The following is a 14,989-nucleotide window of genomic DNA, read 5'->3' on the forward strand; positions in this document are numbered from 1 at the left end:
ATGTTTACTCTCAGCAAAGACCGCAGTAAAAAAGGGAAAGAGCTGCGTATGGTTGTCGTGGAAACACTGCAGGATATGATGAAGAGCGATGCTCAGGTTGTGGCAATGGAAGCTGACCTTGGCGGTGCAAGCGGCTTTACCAAGATTCAGAAAAGCAATCCGGACCGGTTCATTCAATGCGGTATTTCAGAAGCAAACATGACAGGTGTTGCGGCAGGGCTGTCTGTGACAGGCTTCAAACCGTATTTACATACGTTTGGACCCTTTGCTTCCAGAAGAATCTACGATCAGATTTTCCTGTCTGGTGCATATGCCGGTAATACAATGAACATATACGGTTCGGATCCCGGATTTACGGCAGGGCCAAACGGGGGTACACATACTACATGGGAGGATGTCGCTCTGATGCGCGCAATTCCGCATGCTGTGGTATGCGATGCAGCCGATGAGGTACAGCTGGACTGGATCATAAGAGAATTCGCAAGGATGGAAGGTGTGCATTATATCCGTGCAAATCGTAAGGATGTACGCAATGTATACGAAAAAGGCTCCACCTTTGAAATGGGAAAAGGAAACATTGTAAGAGAAGGAAGCGATGTTTTGATTATATCTGCCGGACAGCTGGTGAGCGATGCACTGGATTGTGCGGAAGTATTGTCAAAACAAGGAATTTCCGTGGAAGTCATTGATATGTTCTGCATCAAGCCGCTGGATGAGGAGCTGATCATTCGTGAGGCAGCAGGGAAAAAGGCTGTTGTAACATTTGAAAATCACTCGATTATCGGTGGTCTGGGAAGTGCTGTCGCAGAGGTTCTTGCGGAGAACAATATCTCTGTAAAGTTCAAACGACATGGTGTTAAAGAACGCTTCGGCGCAGTAGGTACTCCGGAATTCTTGCAGAAGGAATTCCGATTAACTGCAGAGGATTTGCTTCAGACAGTGGAAAACACATTGAAATAATACAAAGAGGGATCAGTCTGAATCTGATTCCTTTTTGTATGCATATCCGTCTTCGACAACATGTATTATATCAGTGAATTAACACATAAAATGCTATGCAATAGATATACCGGAAATTCCAGAAACTATGAGGCTTCTGCGTCTGTCCTTCTTCATTCTCATACATGGTTCTGCCATTTTTAAGTGTTCTTTATCACATGAACGAAGTAAAACCTTAAAAAAGAGAAGATGTTATATCATGTTATCTTTATTTTTATAACATGTTGTGTTATATTTTAAAGGGAACTACATTCAGGAAAGGGGATGAAACAATGCAGAAAAAAGAAGGTGCTCCGCTGTATCTGCAGATTTACAAGGAGTTGCAGAAACGAATAGAAAATGGAGTATATAAAGAAAATGAGCTTCTGCCATCAGAAGCATCCTTACAAGCGGAATTCAATGTCAGCCGTATAACGATTAGACGTTCACTTCAGGATTTGGAGCTTGCCGGATTTATAAAAGTGCAAAAGGGGAAAGGTGCTATGGTGCTGGCGAATAGAAAATATACCGATTTAGTCGGTGTCAGCAGTTTCTCACAGGATGCTATGAAGTCCGGGGAACGGCCTTCTTCTATTATCTTGGAATTTGAAGAAATGAAAGCTTCCGGAATCGTATGTGATTACTTACAGCTTCAGGAGGGCGCTGATATTTACCGCCTGAAACGTCTGCGCTTGAAAAATGGAAGAATCATCGGGATGAATGAACAGTTTATATCGAGGCAAACCGGTTTTGAACTACACGCAGATGTATTGAATGAAAAAACATCAATCTATGCCTTATATGAAGAACAGGGTCTCCATATAGAGCGTGCAGTAGAATCCATAGAGGCGGTAATGCCATCTACGGCATTGCGGAAAGAGCTTTATATGAATGAAGGAGAGCCGTTATTTAGGAGAGAGCGAATCACTTATGATTACAAGAACAGGCCGCTGGAATTATCGATAAATTCCTATAAAGCGGATGAATACAAATATATCATTACATTGAAAAAGGATGAGCTATAAGCAGCTTATTGATCTGTTGCAGTAGGCTTTCACTCTGTGGCTTCACGAGTCTGTCTGCATGCTTATGATATCCCGTTGAGGAAAATGAATATGTCATATTTTTGATGAAAGCAGTGAACGGTTGTTTGCTGCTCTTTTTAATTTACAGCAAAGTAATGCATACCGTATTGCTTCATAAGTAAATAGAATAAAAAAGGGCATATAATCCAGTCCGCCATTACTTTTTTGTTTCGATGATATAACAAGTAAACAGCTATTATACCGCATGTTTTTATGTAAAAGGCTTACATAGATAACAAAATTTGTAATTCATACAGTTAATATTGACAAACATGATATAATAAGTTATTATATGGCTGTAACATGTTATATCATGATTAGAACAGGAGGGAGACGACTTGAAGTATTATGATATTCACTCCCATTTAGGGAAGACAAGCTCCGGAGATGAAAACACACCCAGCGAGCTGGTAACAGATTTGAAGATTTATGGTATTGAAAAGGTCGGTATCAGCTGTCTTTCAGGGATATCTACAAGAGAGCAGAATGATTTGATTTACCGTGCAATGCAGGAATATCCAGAGGTCATTGAGGGCTATGCGTTTATCAATCCAAAGGATGCAGCTGCAGAAAATGAAATAGACCTATGCCTTGGGACATATGGCATGAGTGCAGTGAAGTTTCATTCCTGGAAGCATGGCTATTATCCGGATAATTCCGGATCCCTCGATCGCCTGCTGGACAAAATCGATTCCTATGGTGTGCATGTGCAAACCCATGTCGGTACTGCACCAATCAGCAATCCCTATGTCTGGGCAGAATATGCCAAAAAGCATCCGCATGTCCGTTTTGTATTCACTCACATCGGGTATTATGAATTTGGGATGTCCACGATAGAAGCGGTTAAGGATTTGCCGAATGTCTGGGTGGAAAGCTCCGGACAAATGGATGTAGAGGTATTAAAAAAAGCGATAGCTGTGCTGGGATCGAAACGTGTCTGCTTTGGTACGGACTGGCCCTATAAGCCGGTAAATATGGAGATCAGCAAATTTTATGAGTTGGAATTAACAGAAGAGCAGCGCGCTGATATTTTTTATCGGAATGCTGAAAAATTATGGAAGCGAGTAAGGGAGGAACAGATATGAACATAACTACGTTTCGAATTGATGATCGACTGATTCACGGACAGGTGGTAACCGCTTGGATAGCACATAGTGATGCTAAGCAGATTTTGGTTGCGGATGATGCGGCTGCGAAGGATACCCTGCAGCAGTCCCTCCTCAAAATGGCAACACCGAAAAAGGTTGATTTAAAAATTATGAGTCTTGAGGATGCAAAGCAGCTGATTCAAAACGACGAGAGTGATACAAAAACACTGCTGCTTGTACGCGGTCCGAAGCAGGCGTTGTATTTGATTGACAGCTGCAGCGATGTAAAAAGTATAAATGTCGGAAATATCAATATGAAAAAGGGGAAAAGAAAAATTCTGGGGAACTGCTGGCTGAATGATGAGGAAGAAAAGGATATTCGTCTTCTTGCAGAAAAGGTGGAGGTTGAAGTACGCGCTGTACCAAATGAGCATAAACAGATTCTGGTAAATCTGCTTTAATTTAGAAAGGAAGGGAATTTTATGAGTTTATTTTTACAGGCATTTCTTGTCGCGCTGGCTGTGACAATTGCATTTATTGATGCACATACAACACAGACACACATCTTCCGCCCAATATTTATTGGACCACTGGTTGGTGCTATCATGGGGGATTTCAATACCGGATTGCAGGTAGGTGTAACCGTTGAGCTTATGTTTCTTGCTGTTATCTTTGTTGGAACAGCAGTACCCCCCAATCCCACGATTTCAACAGCAATCGCAACTGCTGTAGCCATTTTGGGTGGCGGAGGGACAGATCTGGCAGTAGCAACTGCACTTCCTGTATCCTTCATAGGTCAGATTGCGGAGACGGTGCAAAATTCCGTAATCAATGTATGGTTTATGCATAGAGCGGAGCATGCGATTGAAATACTGGATACAAGAGGGCTGGTTATGAACAATATCGTCTTTACAATGGCGATGAATGCCCTTCTCTATGGAGTACCAACCTTTCTTGCTGTATATTTTGGTGCCGATTTTGTAGCAGGTATCATTAAAGCGATTCCGGATAAGATTATAACCGGATTATCTGTAGGAGGAAATATGGTAGGTGCTGTCGGTTTTGCTTTACTGCTCAGCTCTATCAAAAATCATACCATGTGGCCGTTCCTGTTTCTCGGATTTTTCTTTGCGGCCTATCTGCAGATCAATATGGTAGGTATTGCACTGCTGGCTGTTGTTTTTGCGGCACTGTATTACTATTTCAAACTTGCAGATGAGGGAAAGGAGTAGGCAAATGGAAGCAAAGAAATTAACAAAAAAAGATTTATGGAAGGTATTCCGCGGTCAGCTTACAATCCGTGGAGCAAATAACTATGAGCGCCAGCAAAATGCCGGCTTTACTCAGGCTATGATGCCGGTCATTGAAAAGGTCTATGACAATGATGAGGATAAGCGGGAGGCTTATGAACGGCATATGGAATATTTTCTGACAAATGATATCACAAGTGCTATTCCTGTCGGAATTGCTGCGGCAATGGAAGAAATGCACGCGAATGATCCAGATATGGACCCCAATGCAATCAATGCGGTAAAAACTGCCCTTATGGGACCTCTTGCAGGCCTTGGGGATTCCTTGCTGAATGGTACAGCAAGACCTATTCTGGCAAGTCTTGCCATTTCTCTTGTACATGCCAATCTGGGATGGGTAGGACCGATATTCTTTGTTATCGGTATGAGTATCGTTTCCCTGGGCATCCGCTATCTGGGAGTATTTCAGGGATATAAGCAGGGAATCAAGCTTGTTGAAAAAATTAACTCCAGTGGTCTGATTTCCAAAATTACAGATATTGCCGCAATCGCTGCCTATACGATTGTCGGAGGCTTCATACCGGCTCTGGTTGTTATGAACATTCCGATTGAAATAAAGTCCGGTGAGACAGTTATCAATATTCAGAAGACATTGGATGGTCTGATGCCGGGTGTTCTGGGTCTGGCCTATACCTTCCTGATGTATTATCTGGTAACAAAGAAAAAAATCTCGGCAGTTAAACTGATTTTCTTCACAATGGTGTTTGCTATACTTGCAGTTTATGCAGGCATTCTTGGCTAAGGAGGTGCTCTGATGATAGATATTCATTCGCATTTAAAAACAGACAGTGGAGAAGGCAGTGTGCAAAAGCTCTTGCGGGATATGGACCGTTTCCATATCAATCGGCGTGTTATTTCAGATATGCGCTATGATGATGTGCAAGACGGAAACCAGAAAATTGCTGAGCTGGTAAAGGAATACCCTGAGCGTTTGATCGGATGTGCAGTGCTGAATCCTGCACTATCTACGATTCTCGAGGATACAAGACATGCCTGCTCGCTGAAAGAAATCCGTATGATAGAATTTGATTCATATCGTCATGGCTATGCTCCCGATGATTGTCCTGTTCTGGATGAGGTGTTCGCAATGCTGCAGGAGCGCGGTTTGCCTGTTAAGGTATTTTCCGGTATTGGCGCAAAGGCCTTGCCGCATCAGTGGGAATCGTATACAAGAAGATATCCGCAAATACCGTTTATCTATTTGCATATGGGATGCTTTGATTACGGGTACAGCTGCGTGGATATTGTAAAGCGTAATAAAAATGCATATGTAGAAACGAGTAATCAGTATGAAATGCAGATTCTGAAAAAGGCATTCCGGCAGCTTCGTGAAGAACAGATCGTATTCGGAACAACCTATCCGCAGCGTTTTACAAAAAATGCTGTGGAGGTATTTGATTTATTTGATTTGAAAGAGGATCAGCTGCAGATGTTTACGGATGGAAATGCCAAACGTCTGCTGCAGATGTGAGGAAAAAGAATGTATACAGTAAATTTAGAAAAGGCGAGGAAAGCTCTTCCGGCTGCTGCTGTGAAGGACTTTGATGACATTGTTGAGCAAAGAGTATTAGGGGCTAGCAAGCATATTCAAATGATTGGGAAAATGATTGAGCAAATTGCTGTTGACAGTGTTGAAACGAATCGTACGATAGCGGAAATGCTGGAGCGAATCCAGGAGGTCTGTCAGTTTTTTATTCATACCAGAGGAGAGGCATCGCAGGCGATAACGAATGCTGTCTATCTGATGACTGCCGGATACAGACAGCATGAGGAACGTGATATTCGTACCTATGCACAGTGTATTATAGATGTGAAAAAGCAATATGAGCGGGATTGTACGGCCGCATCAGAAACCGCTGTTTCCTATGCTGTGGAAATAGGGAATCGTATGTCTGCAATCATGGTATATGATTATTCCAGCAGTGTGGAAGCATTCCTGCGTAAAATCAACGGTCCCAAGCGTATTTATATACCGGAAAGCCGTGTGATCAATGGCGGTGCTCCCTTCGTTCAGCCATGTCTTGAAGCAGGACATCAGATTCATTTCATTCCTGATGCGAGCATGATGTATTATATGAAATCCTGTGATGGTGTTTTTATGGGGGCAGAGAGCATATACCCGGATGGTACGGGCTTCAATACAACCGGATCTGATATTGTCGGTCTGCTTTGTGATTATTTTCATGTGCCGCTGTATTTTATATCCCCTTTGATCAAGCTGGATGTACGTCCTGTGTATGGAAAAGAGAAATGTACGGTGATAAACGATTTGCGAAGCAAGCTGGAGCCTGTGGCAAATCCGAAGCAGGTGAAGGGAACCATTGATTATACAGCACCGGAGCTGCTTGCGGTGTCGCCGGGGTTTATCAAGGCGTTCATCACGGAGCAGGGAGTAATTCCGGCTACGCAAATGTATGATATAAGCATGAAGTATATAAAAGAACTGAGAGGTGCAGATGATGTTTAAACCTGATTGTACGGCATTTGCCATGATCCAGCCCAGTGCGCTGCCTGGAAGCTACCGGCATGAGGATAAAACGATTGATGATATCGTTGCAGAGGTTTTGGAAGAAACACAAATGATTGTGGATAATGGCTTTGACGGCGTAATTTTACAAAATATGAACGATATGCCAATCAAGCAAATTGCAGCTCCGGAGGCAATCGCCTATATGACGCGTATCGCATATGAAATAAAGCATCAGTATCCGCAGCTTATCCTTGGTGTTCTTGTGAATTGGGATGGCGTTGCCAGCCTTGCCGTGGCGGATGCCGTACATGCCGATTTTGTGCGTGTGGAGCATCTGTTTACAGGCGCAAATGTTACAAGTGCAGGTATATTGGAGGGACAGTGTGTTGAAATCGCAGCCTTGCGTAAGAGAATACGCTCCAAGGTTCCCGTATATGCGGATATACAGGAGGTTCATGGAATCCCGTTAGGTGGTAAGCCGATTGATGATGCAGCATGGGAAGCAGTGCATGAGGCTTTTGCGGATGGATTGTTTGTATCCGGCAAAAGCAAGGAGGAAAGCCTTGAAATGATACATGCTGTACGTAAAAAGCTTCCGGATACACCGGTAATTTTAGGTGGAGGCGCCAATGGCGAAAACATTGAAGAGCTATTGCAATACTATGATGGTGTATCGGTCGCAACATGGGTGAAAAATGGAAATATGAAAAATCCAATTGATCCAAAGCGTGCAGAGATTTTCATGAGCAGTGTGCAAAAGGCCAGAGAAAAGAAACGGGGGAGATCGTAATGACAGGACTTATCATCTGCGGTCATGGTGACTTTGCTGCAGGGATGTACAGCTCCTTGAAGCTGTTAAATGGGGAGTGTGAGCATCTTGTCTGCATAAGCTTTCAGGAGGGAACCTCCTTTGAAGACCTGTGCGACACGGTGAATAAGGAAGTGGAAAGGTTTATCGACGGAAATGTCATTATCCTCACTGACTTGCCGGGCGGCTCTCCTTTTAAAGCTGCCGCAATGGCTACCTTTCAGTATGACTATGCCAGAGCGGTAACCGGCACGAACTTTCCTCTTTTGCTGGATTTGGTTTTATCAAGGGATTATGCAGAGGATGTGGATCAGCTGCTTGATCAAAGCATTGATAACGCAAGGGAAGCGTTAATGAAAATGTCATTGGAGCAGTAAATGAAAATAAGAAGAGAAAGACCTTTTATGAGGTTCCTTCTCTTCTTTTGCTATTTGTGAAGAACGTTTCATCCTGCCATTCAATCTTTAATCCTCCGTTATCTGATATCTGAATCGGAAGCATGCTGTAGGCAGAGGAGCGCAAATCATCCGGGTGCCAGTGATCCAGCAATACATAGGGCTGATTCTGCACAAAGAAAATACAGGTCCCCTGTCCGTCAAAGGTGGTACGATATGCAGGACCGGTGCAAGGATTATCGATCAGCTTCCATGGTCCTATCAAATGGTCACAGATGCCATATAAGGAGGGATTGGGTTCCCAGCCACTGCATCCGGAAGTAATCATGTAGTAGCGGTTATGGGAATACATGATGGCCGGTGCCTCCCGCTCCTGATCCTGGAAAATACTGATATAGGAACCGGTAACATCCAGATAATCATCACTTAATCGTGCAATATTCATTGTTTTATTGTAATTTGCACTGTGAATCAGCCAGGCACTGCCGTCCAGATCCTGAAACAGCGTCATATCCCTGCTGTCCTGCCGGTTGGGCTGAAAGCTCTTTAGCCAGACAAATGGTCCGGTTGGAGAAGCTGCTACCGCAACATTAACACCGGCATAGTAATAATCTGCAGTATCCGCATGGGTATACATTACAAACTGCTTGGTGCTTTTATTATATAATACTCTGGGGCGTTCACATATGTTTTTGGTATACAGCATGTGTGCAGGGTTGTTTACTACCGGTGAAAGTACAATACCTTCATTCCTCCAGTTTTCCAAGTCTTCAGAGGAGTAACAGGAAATACCAATAAAATCGACGTGACGATTAACTGTTTCCGTATCCTTGTTCTCTCCATACCAGTAATATATTCCTTTATGCTGCAGTATCATTCCGCCATGTGCCTGTATAGGCTTTCCTTCGGTATCCGTCCATAATGTTTTGTTTTTCATTGTTAAGCTCCTTTTTCATGTCAGTCTGTAAGCATAGCAATATTATAAGGGATGCATCTATAACATACAATGGATATCAATATAGAGATATGCTTTTGGTGTATCAAAACGAAATTTTATAATTTCAACCTGCTTTGGTATCTTTATTTTTAAGTTTCCTGAATTGATTAAATGTGAATCCATACGCTGATTTTGTTTGTCTAGGCGAAGATCACAAAGCTAGATTCTAGTGAACGAAGTATGAGCCGAATGGAAAATACTATTTACTTTTTCAAAAAGACAGATAGACTTTTATACAACGGAGTAAAACGTAAAATTATATAAGACAACAGAACACCGCTGAAATTCAGGATAAAATCATCAATATCCATAGTACCGCTCAGTGTAAAAAACTGCAGAATCTCTACCATGATGATGATAAATGCCATACGGAGCGGCAGCTTCACAGGACGCTTCGCCCAGTCAGTAAGTAAAAGCAGGAAAAAGGAAAACGGCATAAAGGCGACAAAATTACCCAGCAGATTCATAACGGCAATCCGGTTGTCCACATACGGCATATCGAAAATCGCCATCATCTGATGAATGGTTGCGAACGGCTTCAGACTGGTTCCATATTCCCATTGCATTCGCAGGGCATCCGGATAGGACTGCGAGCGCAGGTCTACATAATCTCGTGCGAACTCACTGGCAAAAAAGAGGATATAGATCATTTGAAATATATAGAAGGAAAACAGGACGGTCCACATGAGACGCAGATTTCTTGTTTGCTTTTGTGTATCATAGAGACGGTTCTGCAGGCAGACACCAAGGATCAGTGTCGAGCATATGAGGACAGAAAACATAACGATTCCTGAGAAGTTCAGATAATTTTCTATTGTGAGATAAAAATAAAGCAGCATTGCCGTTATGGATATGCCTAGGCATACATAGGACAGCTCTTTTTTATATTTCATGGACATGCAAAAACTCCCTTCATGTGTATATATGATATAGGAGAACGGATATTTCCACAAGAGGAGAAGCCTTAATATTTTCTTATGTTTGTCGAAAGAAATAAGATAAGCGAAGAAAGCGGCAGCAGAACTTCTCATCCTGTCGTTTTTTTGGAAAAGCTGTTGGACATGGAAGAAAAACTTCAACGGATTCTTCTACTAAATCACAGGGCGATACCATATACTGTAACGGATATCCCCGTGTAAAATATAGGATGAAAAAGCATGGTACAGACAACTGTACGGGAATCTTTAACTTTTTCTTAAGACGGGAAATACCATATACAAATGCGGATTCTGTAGTATAATATCTTTGTGAGGTTAAACAAGGATGAAGATATTTACATGTGAAAAATGCGGTACTTCTATCAAACTGCATTTTATAAAGGGCTATGTGCATCTGCGCTGTCCTGCCTGCGGGGCAGAGTATCAGCTTGATACTGGAAGCCTGAAAAAATATATGCTCATACCCCTGCTGTCCGTTGCGGCGGCGGTTGGTACCAGCTTGCGATTTCTGCAGGGAAGAACAATTGATATCAAATGTATCTATATACTGACAGTGTCTTTTGTGCTGTCGGGGCTGCTGGGCACGCTTTGTGTCAAGACAGGACTGTTAACGTATGAAGAGAAGGAAAACAGGTGAAGGCATGAAAAAAATGAGGAAAACACCAGAAAAACAATATCAGCTGGCTGTGGACGGCATTCGTCCGCTGAATGTACAGGACAGTAAGGATCGGCTGCTTGCATTCTGTATGGATGTCAGCATCATGCTGTGTCCGATTGCTTTATGGAATATTATTCTGCTTGCCGTGCTGGGAAATATCATCAGCATCTCCGGCATTAAGCTGATCAGCATCTTTATCGGGGGGCTGCTTGTTATCTCTATTTTATTTCTGAACAGCTATATTTACCGGCAAACCGGCGGACAGAGTGTCGGCATGCGCATGTTCGGCTTTAAGGTGGTCAAGAAAAGCGGGCGCAGGGCCAGCAGACAGCAGCTTCTTCTGCGGGAGCTTGTAGGCTTCGATCTTCCGTTTATCATTCTGATGTATTTTACAAATGCATTCGGTGTTGTTGCATACTGGGGGTTGAACGGTTTGTTTACGCTTGCGGACAGCCGTCATCGCTCTTTGATCGATCTTGTTCTTGGAACACGGGTTGTTGCATTAGAGAAAGCACAACAGCCTGTACAAAAAGAAAAAGCTCCGCAGGCGGTAAAGCAGCCGCTGCCGAAACAGGCTGAGCAGCCGGAATTGATTATGAATACGATGGATCTGCATATTCATTCCAATTTCTCCGATCGCGGGCAGTATAATGTCGAAGAGATTTTCCAATATGCGAAGCGCAACCACATTCGGACGGTTTCCATAACCGATCTGGACTGTGCAAAGGCAAACAGTATTGCGGTGAGAATGAGTGAGCTGTATGGTGTAACCTATATTCCGGGTATTGAAATCAACTGTGATCTGCGTGGAAGACGTGTGCGTATTCTCGGTTATTTCATTCAGTATAACAGTGAATTATTCGCACATATTGAAAATGAAAGTCTGGTGAATGAGAAGAGGGCCAGCATTGACCGTGTCCGCAGATTTGAGGCATTGCTGGGACGTAATATTGATGAGGAACGGCTTCTGAAAAGCAACCGGTTCCAGCGTTTGAGCGGTGAACTGATTGCCAAGCATGTACTGAATCGACCGGAATTTGATGATTGTGCCATTTTAAAGCCGTATCGCAGAGATGAATTCGGATGGCGAGCTTTGAATAAAGATTACTTCGCATACGGAAAGCCATGCTATGTACCTGTGAAGTATGCATATCTTAAGGATGTACTGGATGTCATTGAACTGACGGGCGGTATCTCTGTGCTTGCCCATCCAGGAAAGCTGCTGGTACAGGAGCCGGAGCTACTGGACGAGGCTTTGCGCATGGGTGTACAGGGAATTGAAGTCTTCCATCCAATGCATACAAAGAAGGAAATGGCAAGTCTGTTAAAGCTTGCGACAGACCGTAAGCTGCTCGTCAGTGCGGGAAGCGGCTTCTATAATATGGAAGGAAACACACGCATCGGAAGATGCAACTGTCCAAAGGAGGCAGAAGGCTTAATCGATATGATGCTGCATGCACGTATGTAAGAAGATAAGAACAGACAGATTCATAGAGGATGAATTTGTCTGTTCTTGTAACTATTAAAAGTCGTTTATCTACAGGACTCCTTCCAATTAGTGACTTAAACTTATACGAGAAGAGTCATTACAATCATTACGTAATACTTTTATTTATTATGTCTCTTTATCCCTATGAACCCTTAAAAGTTAAATATTAATGTTTTATATATAGCTGCTGTAGTCAGTATTAGGGGTGTTTATAATGAATTATTTTTTTTAATATAAGTTACCTTATTCCACTCTTTCTGGCGAAGTCCAATGTAAAAATAGTTTAATGAATAAGAAGCTACTATCACCTGTAAGTAACACGATTTTAAAAGATAGTTAAAAGGCCATATAAATATTCAATGCATAAATGAAGAATAATCATGAATATAAATATTATGATACTGTCTACTTTTTTGTCATTAGTCGTCTTTATTTTGAGTAATAGCAAGTAAATAAATAACAACCCTGCTTTATCTATCATAATAAAGCCTATATAGATATGATGAGAAAATAGATAACAAGAAATAAGTTGTATTACTGCTAAAAATATATCACTTATCAAACTTTTTTTAATAATTAAATCACGAAGCAAATTAGGTTTTCGAATTTCTATTTCATACTTTAAATTCATAAAGTCAAATGTAGTATCAAAAAGATATAGTATTTCAAATAACAAGAAGAGACAAGTAAGACATATCATTAAAATGTTCGTAGGCATACCGTAAACTACCTGATTGAAAAATATTTTATTGTAGTTTAATAATAAATAGGAGATAGGAAAAAGCAAACTGTAAGCTAATAGATATTTGTGCTTTCTAATCAATACATTCATATAATTGTTCCTTATCTATAGTAAATTTCCTATTGAAAGGGATTTCGTCAACTCCATCATGAGCACATATAATAATAGTTTTCTTATCAGAATTTAATTTCTTTACAAGTTCAATAAATTTATTGCTTGATGTATTATCGAGACCTCTTGTAGGCTCATCAAATAAGATAATATTCTGATTTTCCATAATAGCTTGAATAATACCAAGTTTTTGACGCATACCTACTGAATATTTTTTTACTGCCCTTTTATCTTCTAAAGTTAAATCAAAATATTCCATATAGCTTTGAACAGTTTTTCTATCGTAACTGTTTTTCAGATCATATAAGAATTTCAAATTATATTCAGCACTCTCGTTCTCAATAAACGCAGGATTTTCAATTAAAGCACCTATTTCAATATCATTATTTTCGATTATTACTTCACCTTTATCTGCATTTAAAAGACCAGCAATTATCTTTAAAAGAGTAGATTTTCCTGAACCATTTGATCCGGTGATATGAATCAAATCACCTCTGTGAATATCCATATTTACATTACGTAGAATGCTAACATTATGAAAAGCGATAGAAATATTTACAAGTTGTATCATTTGATTGTCTCCTTCACAATTTTTCGAGTATAGGCAGCATGATTAAGTAATGAAACACAAACATTAATAAAAATGGTGCCATTAATAATATTTTAGTTATTCTTTTGCTAACAAAAAGAGCGGCAGTATTTAAACAACTAATCATAAGGTATAGGATACTGATGTTAATCAAATATAGCATATATATCTTTGGCATATATGCAAGTTGATTATAAAATGGAAGTATATAAGTTATGATGATAAAAATAAGAGAATTAAGAAACTCTATGCATAAGATTTGAGTTACAAGTTTGTTTTCTTTGATCCTTAAGAATATGTGATATTTCATAGCATATAAACAATTAGCCCTCCAATAGTTAAAGGAAAAAAATATCGAACACGTAACTAAAGGCAAGTAGTTATTCCCTATGTATGATATAAAGCCAATCTTCGAATCGCTTTCATATAGAAATAGGAAAAAAATCAAAATAGAAAGAATATATAATAGGATATATTTACTCTTAAGAGATACTATGTAATTTCTCAGCATAAGTATTTTCTCCATCTCTTTAAAAGCACATACAATATAGAAATAAAGAATATATAAAATATGAAGGCAGAAAGATAATTTAAATACCCTATTTGAAGCAATGACATTCCAGGACAAATCAAACTTGTAGGTAAAATTGCATTTGTCAATAACCGTAAGGGTAAAGGTATTGATTTATATTGAAAAATAATTACACTTAATCTTATTACTAAATTCACTAAAACTACACTACCTATCATTATCAATAATGGATAAAGGTGAAAGAAATATCGCCTTTTAATAAAGAAAATGGATACATATACAAAAATGATAAAGAGAGTGAAGCCTAGGCAACTGAATAGTGAGAACAAGAGATAATTGATAATGGGATTTTTAAAAAATAATAAATAATCATCAGGAATAAAATGAATAGACAATGAGGGATGATAAACAAAATATATACCTAAAAGAATGAAACAATGTAATAAAGATATGGAAAGAAAAGATTCTGCTAGAAGTTTTTTCAAATTACGGATGTGAAATTTTTTTATACCGATTCGTAATATTGCGATGTTTTCTGCGCCATTTTCATGTAGTGCGAATATATTATATAGCAGAATGTTAGGAAGAATAAGCAATAGTAACAGAATAAATATAAGATTTAAATTAAAATCCCAGATACGAATACCAACAGAGAATAAATTCCATTCATTTGCATATTGGAAAAAATCCTTTGCATAAAAAACAGCATAGGAGCTGAGAGTAATTAATGCAGTAAATAAGATTATTAAGTGTTTTTTTTGTTTCATAATGGCCCCCTTTTATAACAAAAACCGAAAGA

General features: G+C 40.1%; 18 protein-coding genes. 12 read left to right on the forward strand and 6 right to left on the reverse strand.

The features are described from left to right. The 10 genes from G4D54_01555 (at position 1) to G4D54_01600 (ending at position 8,116) form a co-directional block, all read left to right on the forward strand. Positions 1 to 960: an alpha-ketoacid dehydrogenase subunit beta gene (locus G4D54_01555; GenBank protein ID QJA01190.1), complete on the forward strand. Its 960-nt coding sequence runs from the start codon at positions 1 to 3 to the stop codon at positions 958 to 960. A 311-nt stretch (positions 961 to 1,271) separates the two neighbouring features. Further along, on the forward strand, positions 1,272 to 2,003 hold the full coding sequence (locus tag G4D54_01560) for a GntR family transcriptional regulator (GenBank protein ID QJA01191.1): 732 nt from the start codon (positions 1,272 to 1,274) through the stop codon (positions 2,001 to 2,003). Positions 2,004 to 2,401: 398 nt separating this feature from the next. Beyond that, positions 2,402 to 3,148 carry an amidohydrolase gene (locus G4D54_01565; GenBank protein ID QJA01192.1) on the forward strand — a complete coding sequence of 249 codons (747 nt, stop codon included), beginning with the start codon at positions 2,402 to 2,404 and terminating at the stop codon, positions 3,146 to 3,148. Beyond that, on the forward strand, positions 3,145 to 3,612 hold the full coding sequence (locus tag G4D54_01570) for a PTS sugar transporter subunit IIB (protein QJA01193.1): 468 nt from the start codon (positions 3,145 to 3,147) through the stop codon (positions 3,610 to 3,612). The genes G4D54_01565 and G4D54_01570 overlap by 4 nt, the downstream gene beginning before the upstream one ends. A gap of 21 nt (positions 3,613 to 3,633) precedes the next feature. Next, positions 3,634 to 4,383 (forward strand): PTS sugar transporter subunit IIC, encoded by a 750-nt coding sequence (locus G4D54_01575; protein ID QJA01194.1) that lies wholly within the window; start codon positions 3,634 to 3,636, stop codon positions 4,381 to 4,383. 4 nt (positions 4,384 to 4,387) lie between these two features. After that, positions 4,388 to 5,203 carry a PTS system mannose/fructose/sorbose family transporter subunit IID gene (locus tag G4D54_01580; GenBank protein ID QJA01195.1) on the forward strand — a complete coding sequence of 272 codons (816 nt, stop codon included), beginning with the start codon at positions 4,388 to 4,390 and terminating at the stop codon, positions 5,201 to 5,203. 12 nt (positions 5,204 to 5,215) lie between these two features. Next, positions 5,216 to 5,932, forward strand: a complete 717-nt coding sequence (locus tag G4D54_01585) for an amidohydrolase family protein (GenBank protein QJA01196.1) — start codon at positions 5,216 to 5,218, stop codon at positions 5,930 to 5,932. Between the two features lie 9 nt (positions 5,933 to 5,941). Beyond that, positions 5,942 to 6,928 carry a translation initiation factor eIF-2B gene (locus G4D54_01590; protein ID QJA01197.1) on the forward strand — a complete coding sequence of 329 codons (987 nt, stop codon included), beginning with the start codon at positions 5,942 to 5,944 and terminating at the stop codon, positions 6,926 to 6,928. Then, positions 6,918 to 7,721: a BtpA/SgcQ family protein gene (locus tag G4D54_01595; protein QJA01198.1), complete on the forward strand. Its 804-nt coding sequence runs from the start codon at positions 6,918 to 6,920 to the stop codon at positions 7,719 to 7,721. Before G4D54_01590 ends, G4D54_01595 begins: the two co-directional genes overlap by 11 nt. Then, positions 7,721 to 8,116 carry a PTS sugar transporter subunit IIA gene (locus tag G4D54_01600; GenBank protein QJA01199.1) on the forward strand — a complete coding sequence of 132 codons (396 nt, stop codon included), beginning with the start codon at positions 7,721 to 7,723 and terminating at the stop codon, positions 8,114 to 8,116. The genes G4D54_01595 and G4D54_01600 overlap by 1 nt, the downstream gene beginning before the upstream one ends. 25 nt (positions 8,117 to 8,141) lie before the next feature. Here G4D54_01600 and G4D54_01605 read toward each other — a convergent pair whose 3' ends face one another. Together G4D54_01605 and G4D54_01610 are read right to left on the reverse strand one after the other, a co-directional pair. Beyond that, entirely contained in the window at positions 8,142 to 9,071 is a 930-nt protein-coding gene (locus G4D54_01605) for a family 43 glycosylhydrolase (GenBank protein ID QJA01200.1), read from the reverse strand. A 263-nt stretch (positions 9,072 to 9,334) separates the two neighbouring features. After that, positions 9,335 to 10,030: a VanZ family protein gene (locus G4D54_01610; protein ID QJA01201.1), complete on the reverse strand. Its 696-nt coding sequence runs from the start codon at positions 10,028 to 10,030 to the stop codon at positions 9,335 to 9,337. A gap of 364 nt (positions 10,031 to 10,394) precedes the next feature. Here G4D54_01610 and G4D54_01615 point away from each other — a divergent pair, with 364 nt between their 5' ends. After that, a complete protein-coding gene (locus tag G4D54_01615) occupies positions 10,395 to 10,706 on the forward strand; it encodes a hypothetical protein (GenBank protein ID QJA01202.1) in 312 nt (103 codons plus the stop codon). Further along, positions 10,684 to 12,195, forward strand: coding sequence for a histidinol-phosphatase (locus tag G4D54_01620; protein ID QJA01203.1), 1,512 nt, complete (start codon positions 10,684 to 10,686; stop codon positions 12,193 to 12,195). The genes G4D54_01615 and G4D54_01620 overlap by 23 nt, the downstream gene beginning before the upstream one ends. 346 nt (positions 12,196 to 12,541) lie before the next feature. Here G4D54_01620 and G4D54_01625 read toward each other — a convergent pair whose 3' ends face one another. The 4 genes from G4D54_01625 to G4D54_01640 are packed head-to-tail and all read right to left on the reverse strand — an operon-like array spanning position 12,542 to position 14,957. Further along, positions 12,542 to 13,048 (reverse strand): hypothetical protein, encoded by a 507-nt coding sequence (locus G4D54_01625; protein ID QJA01204.1) that lies wholly within the window; start codon positions 13,046 to 13,048, stop codon positions 12,542 to 12,544. Next, entirely contained in the window at positions 13,032 to 13,640 is a 609-nt protein-coding gene (locus tag G4D54_01630) for an ABC transporter ATP-binding protein (protein ID QJA01205.1), read from the reverse strand. The genes G4D54_01625 and G4D54_01630 overlap by 17 nt, the downstream gene beginning before the upstream one ends. 13 nt (positions 13,641 to 13,653) lie before the next feature. Then, positions 13,654 to 14,169: a hypothetical protein gene (locus tag G4D54_01635; protein ID QJA01206.1), complete on the reverse strand. Its 516-nt coding sequence runs from the start codon at positions 14,167 to 14,169 to the stop codon at positions 13,654 to 13,656. After that, positions 14,163 to 14,957 carry a hypothetical protein gene (locus tag G4D54_01640; GenBank protein QJA01207.1) on the reverse strand — a complete coding sequence of 265 codons (795 nt, stop codon included), beginning with the start codon at positions 14,955 to 14,957 and terminating at the stop codon, positions 14,163 to 14,165. Before G4D54_01640 ends, G4D54_01635 begins: the two co-directional genes overlap by 7 nt. Between the last annotated feature and the right edge of the window lie 32 nt (positions 14,958 to 14,989).

The organism is [Clostridium] innocuum, assembly GCA_012317185.1.
GTDB classification, from domain to species: Bacteria; Bacillota_I; Bacilli_A; order Erysipelotrichales; family Erysipelotrichaceae; genus Clostridium_AQ; species Clostridium_AQ innocuum.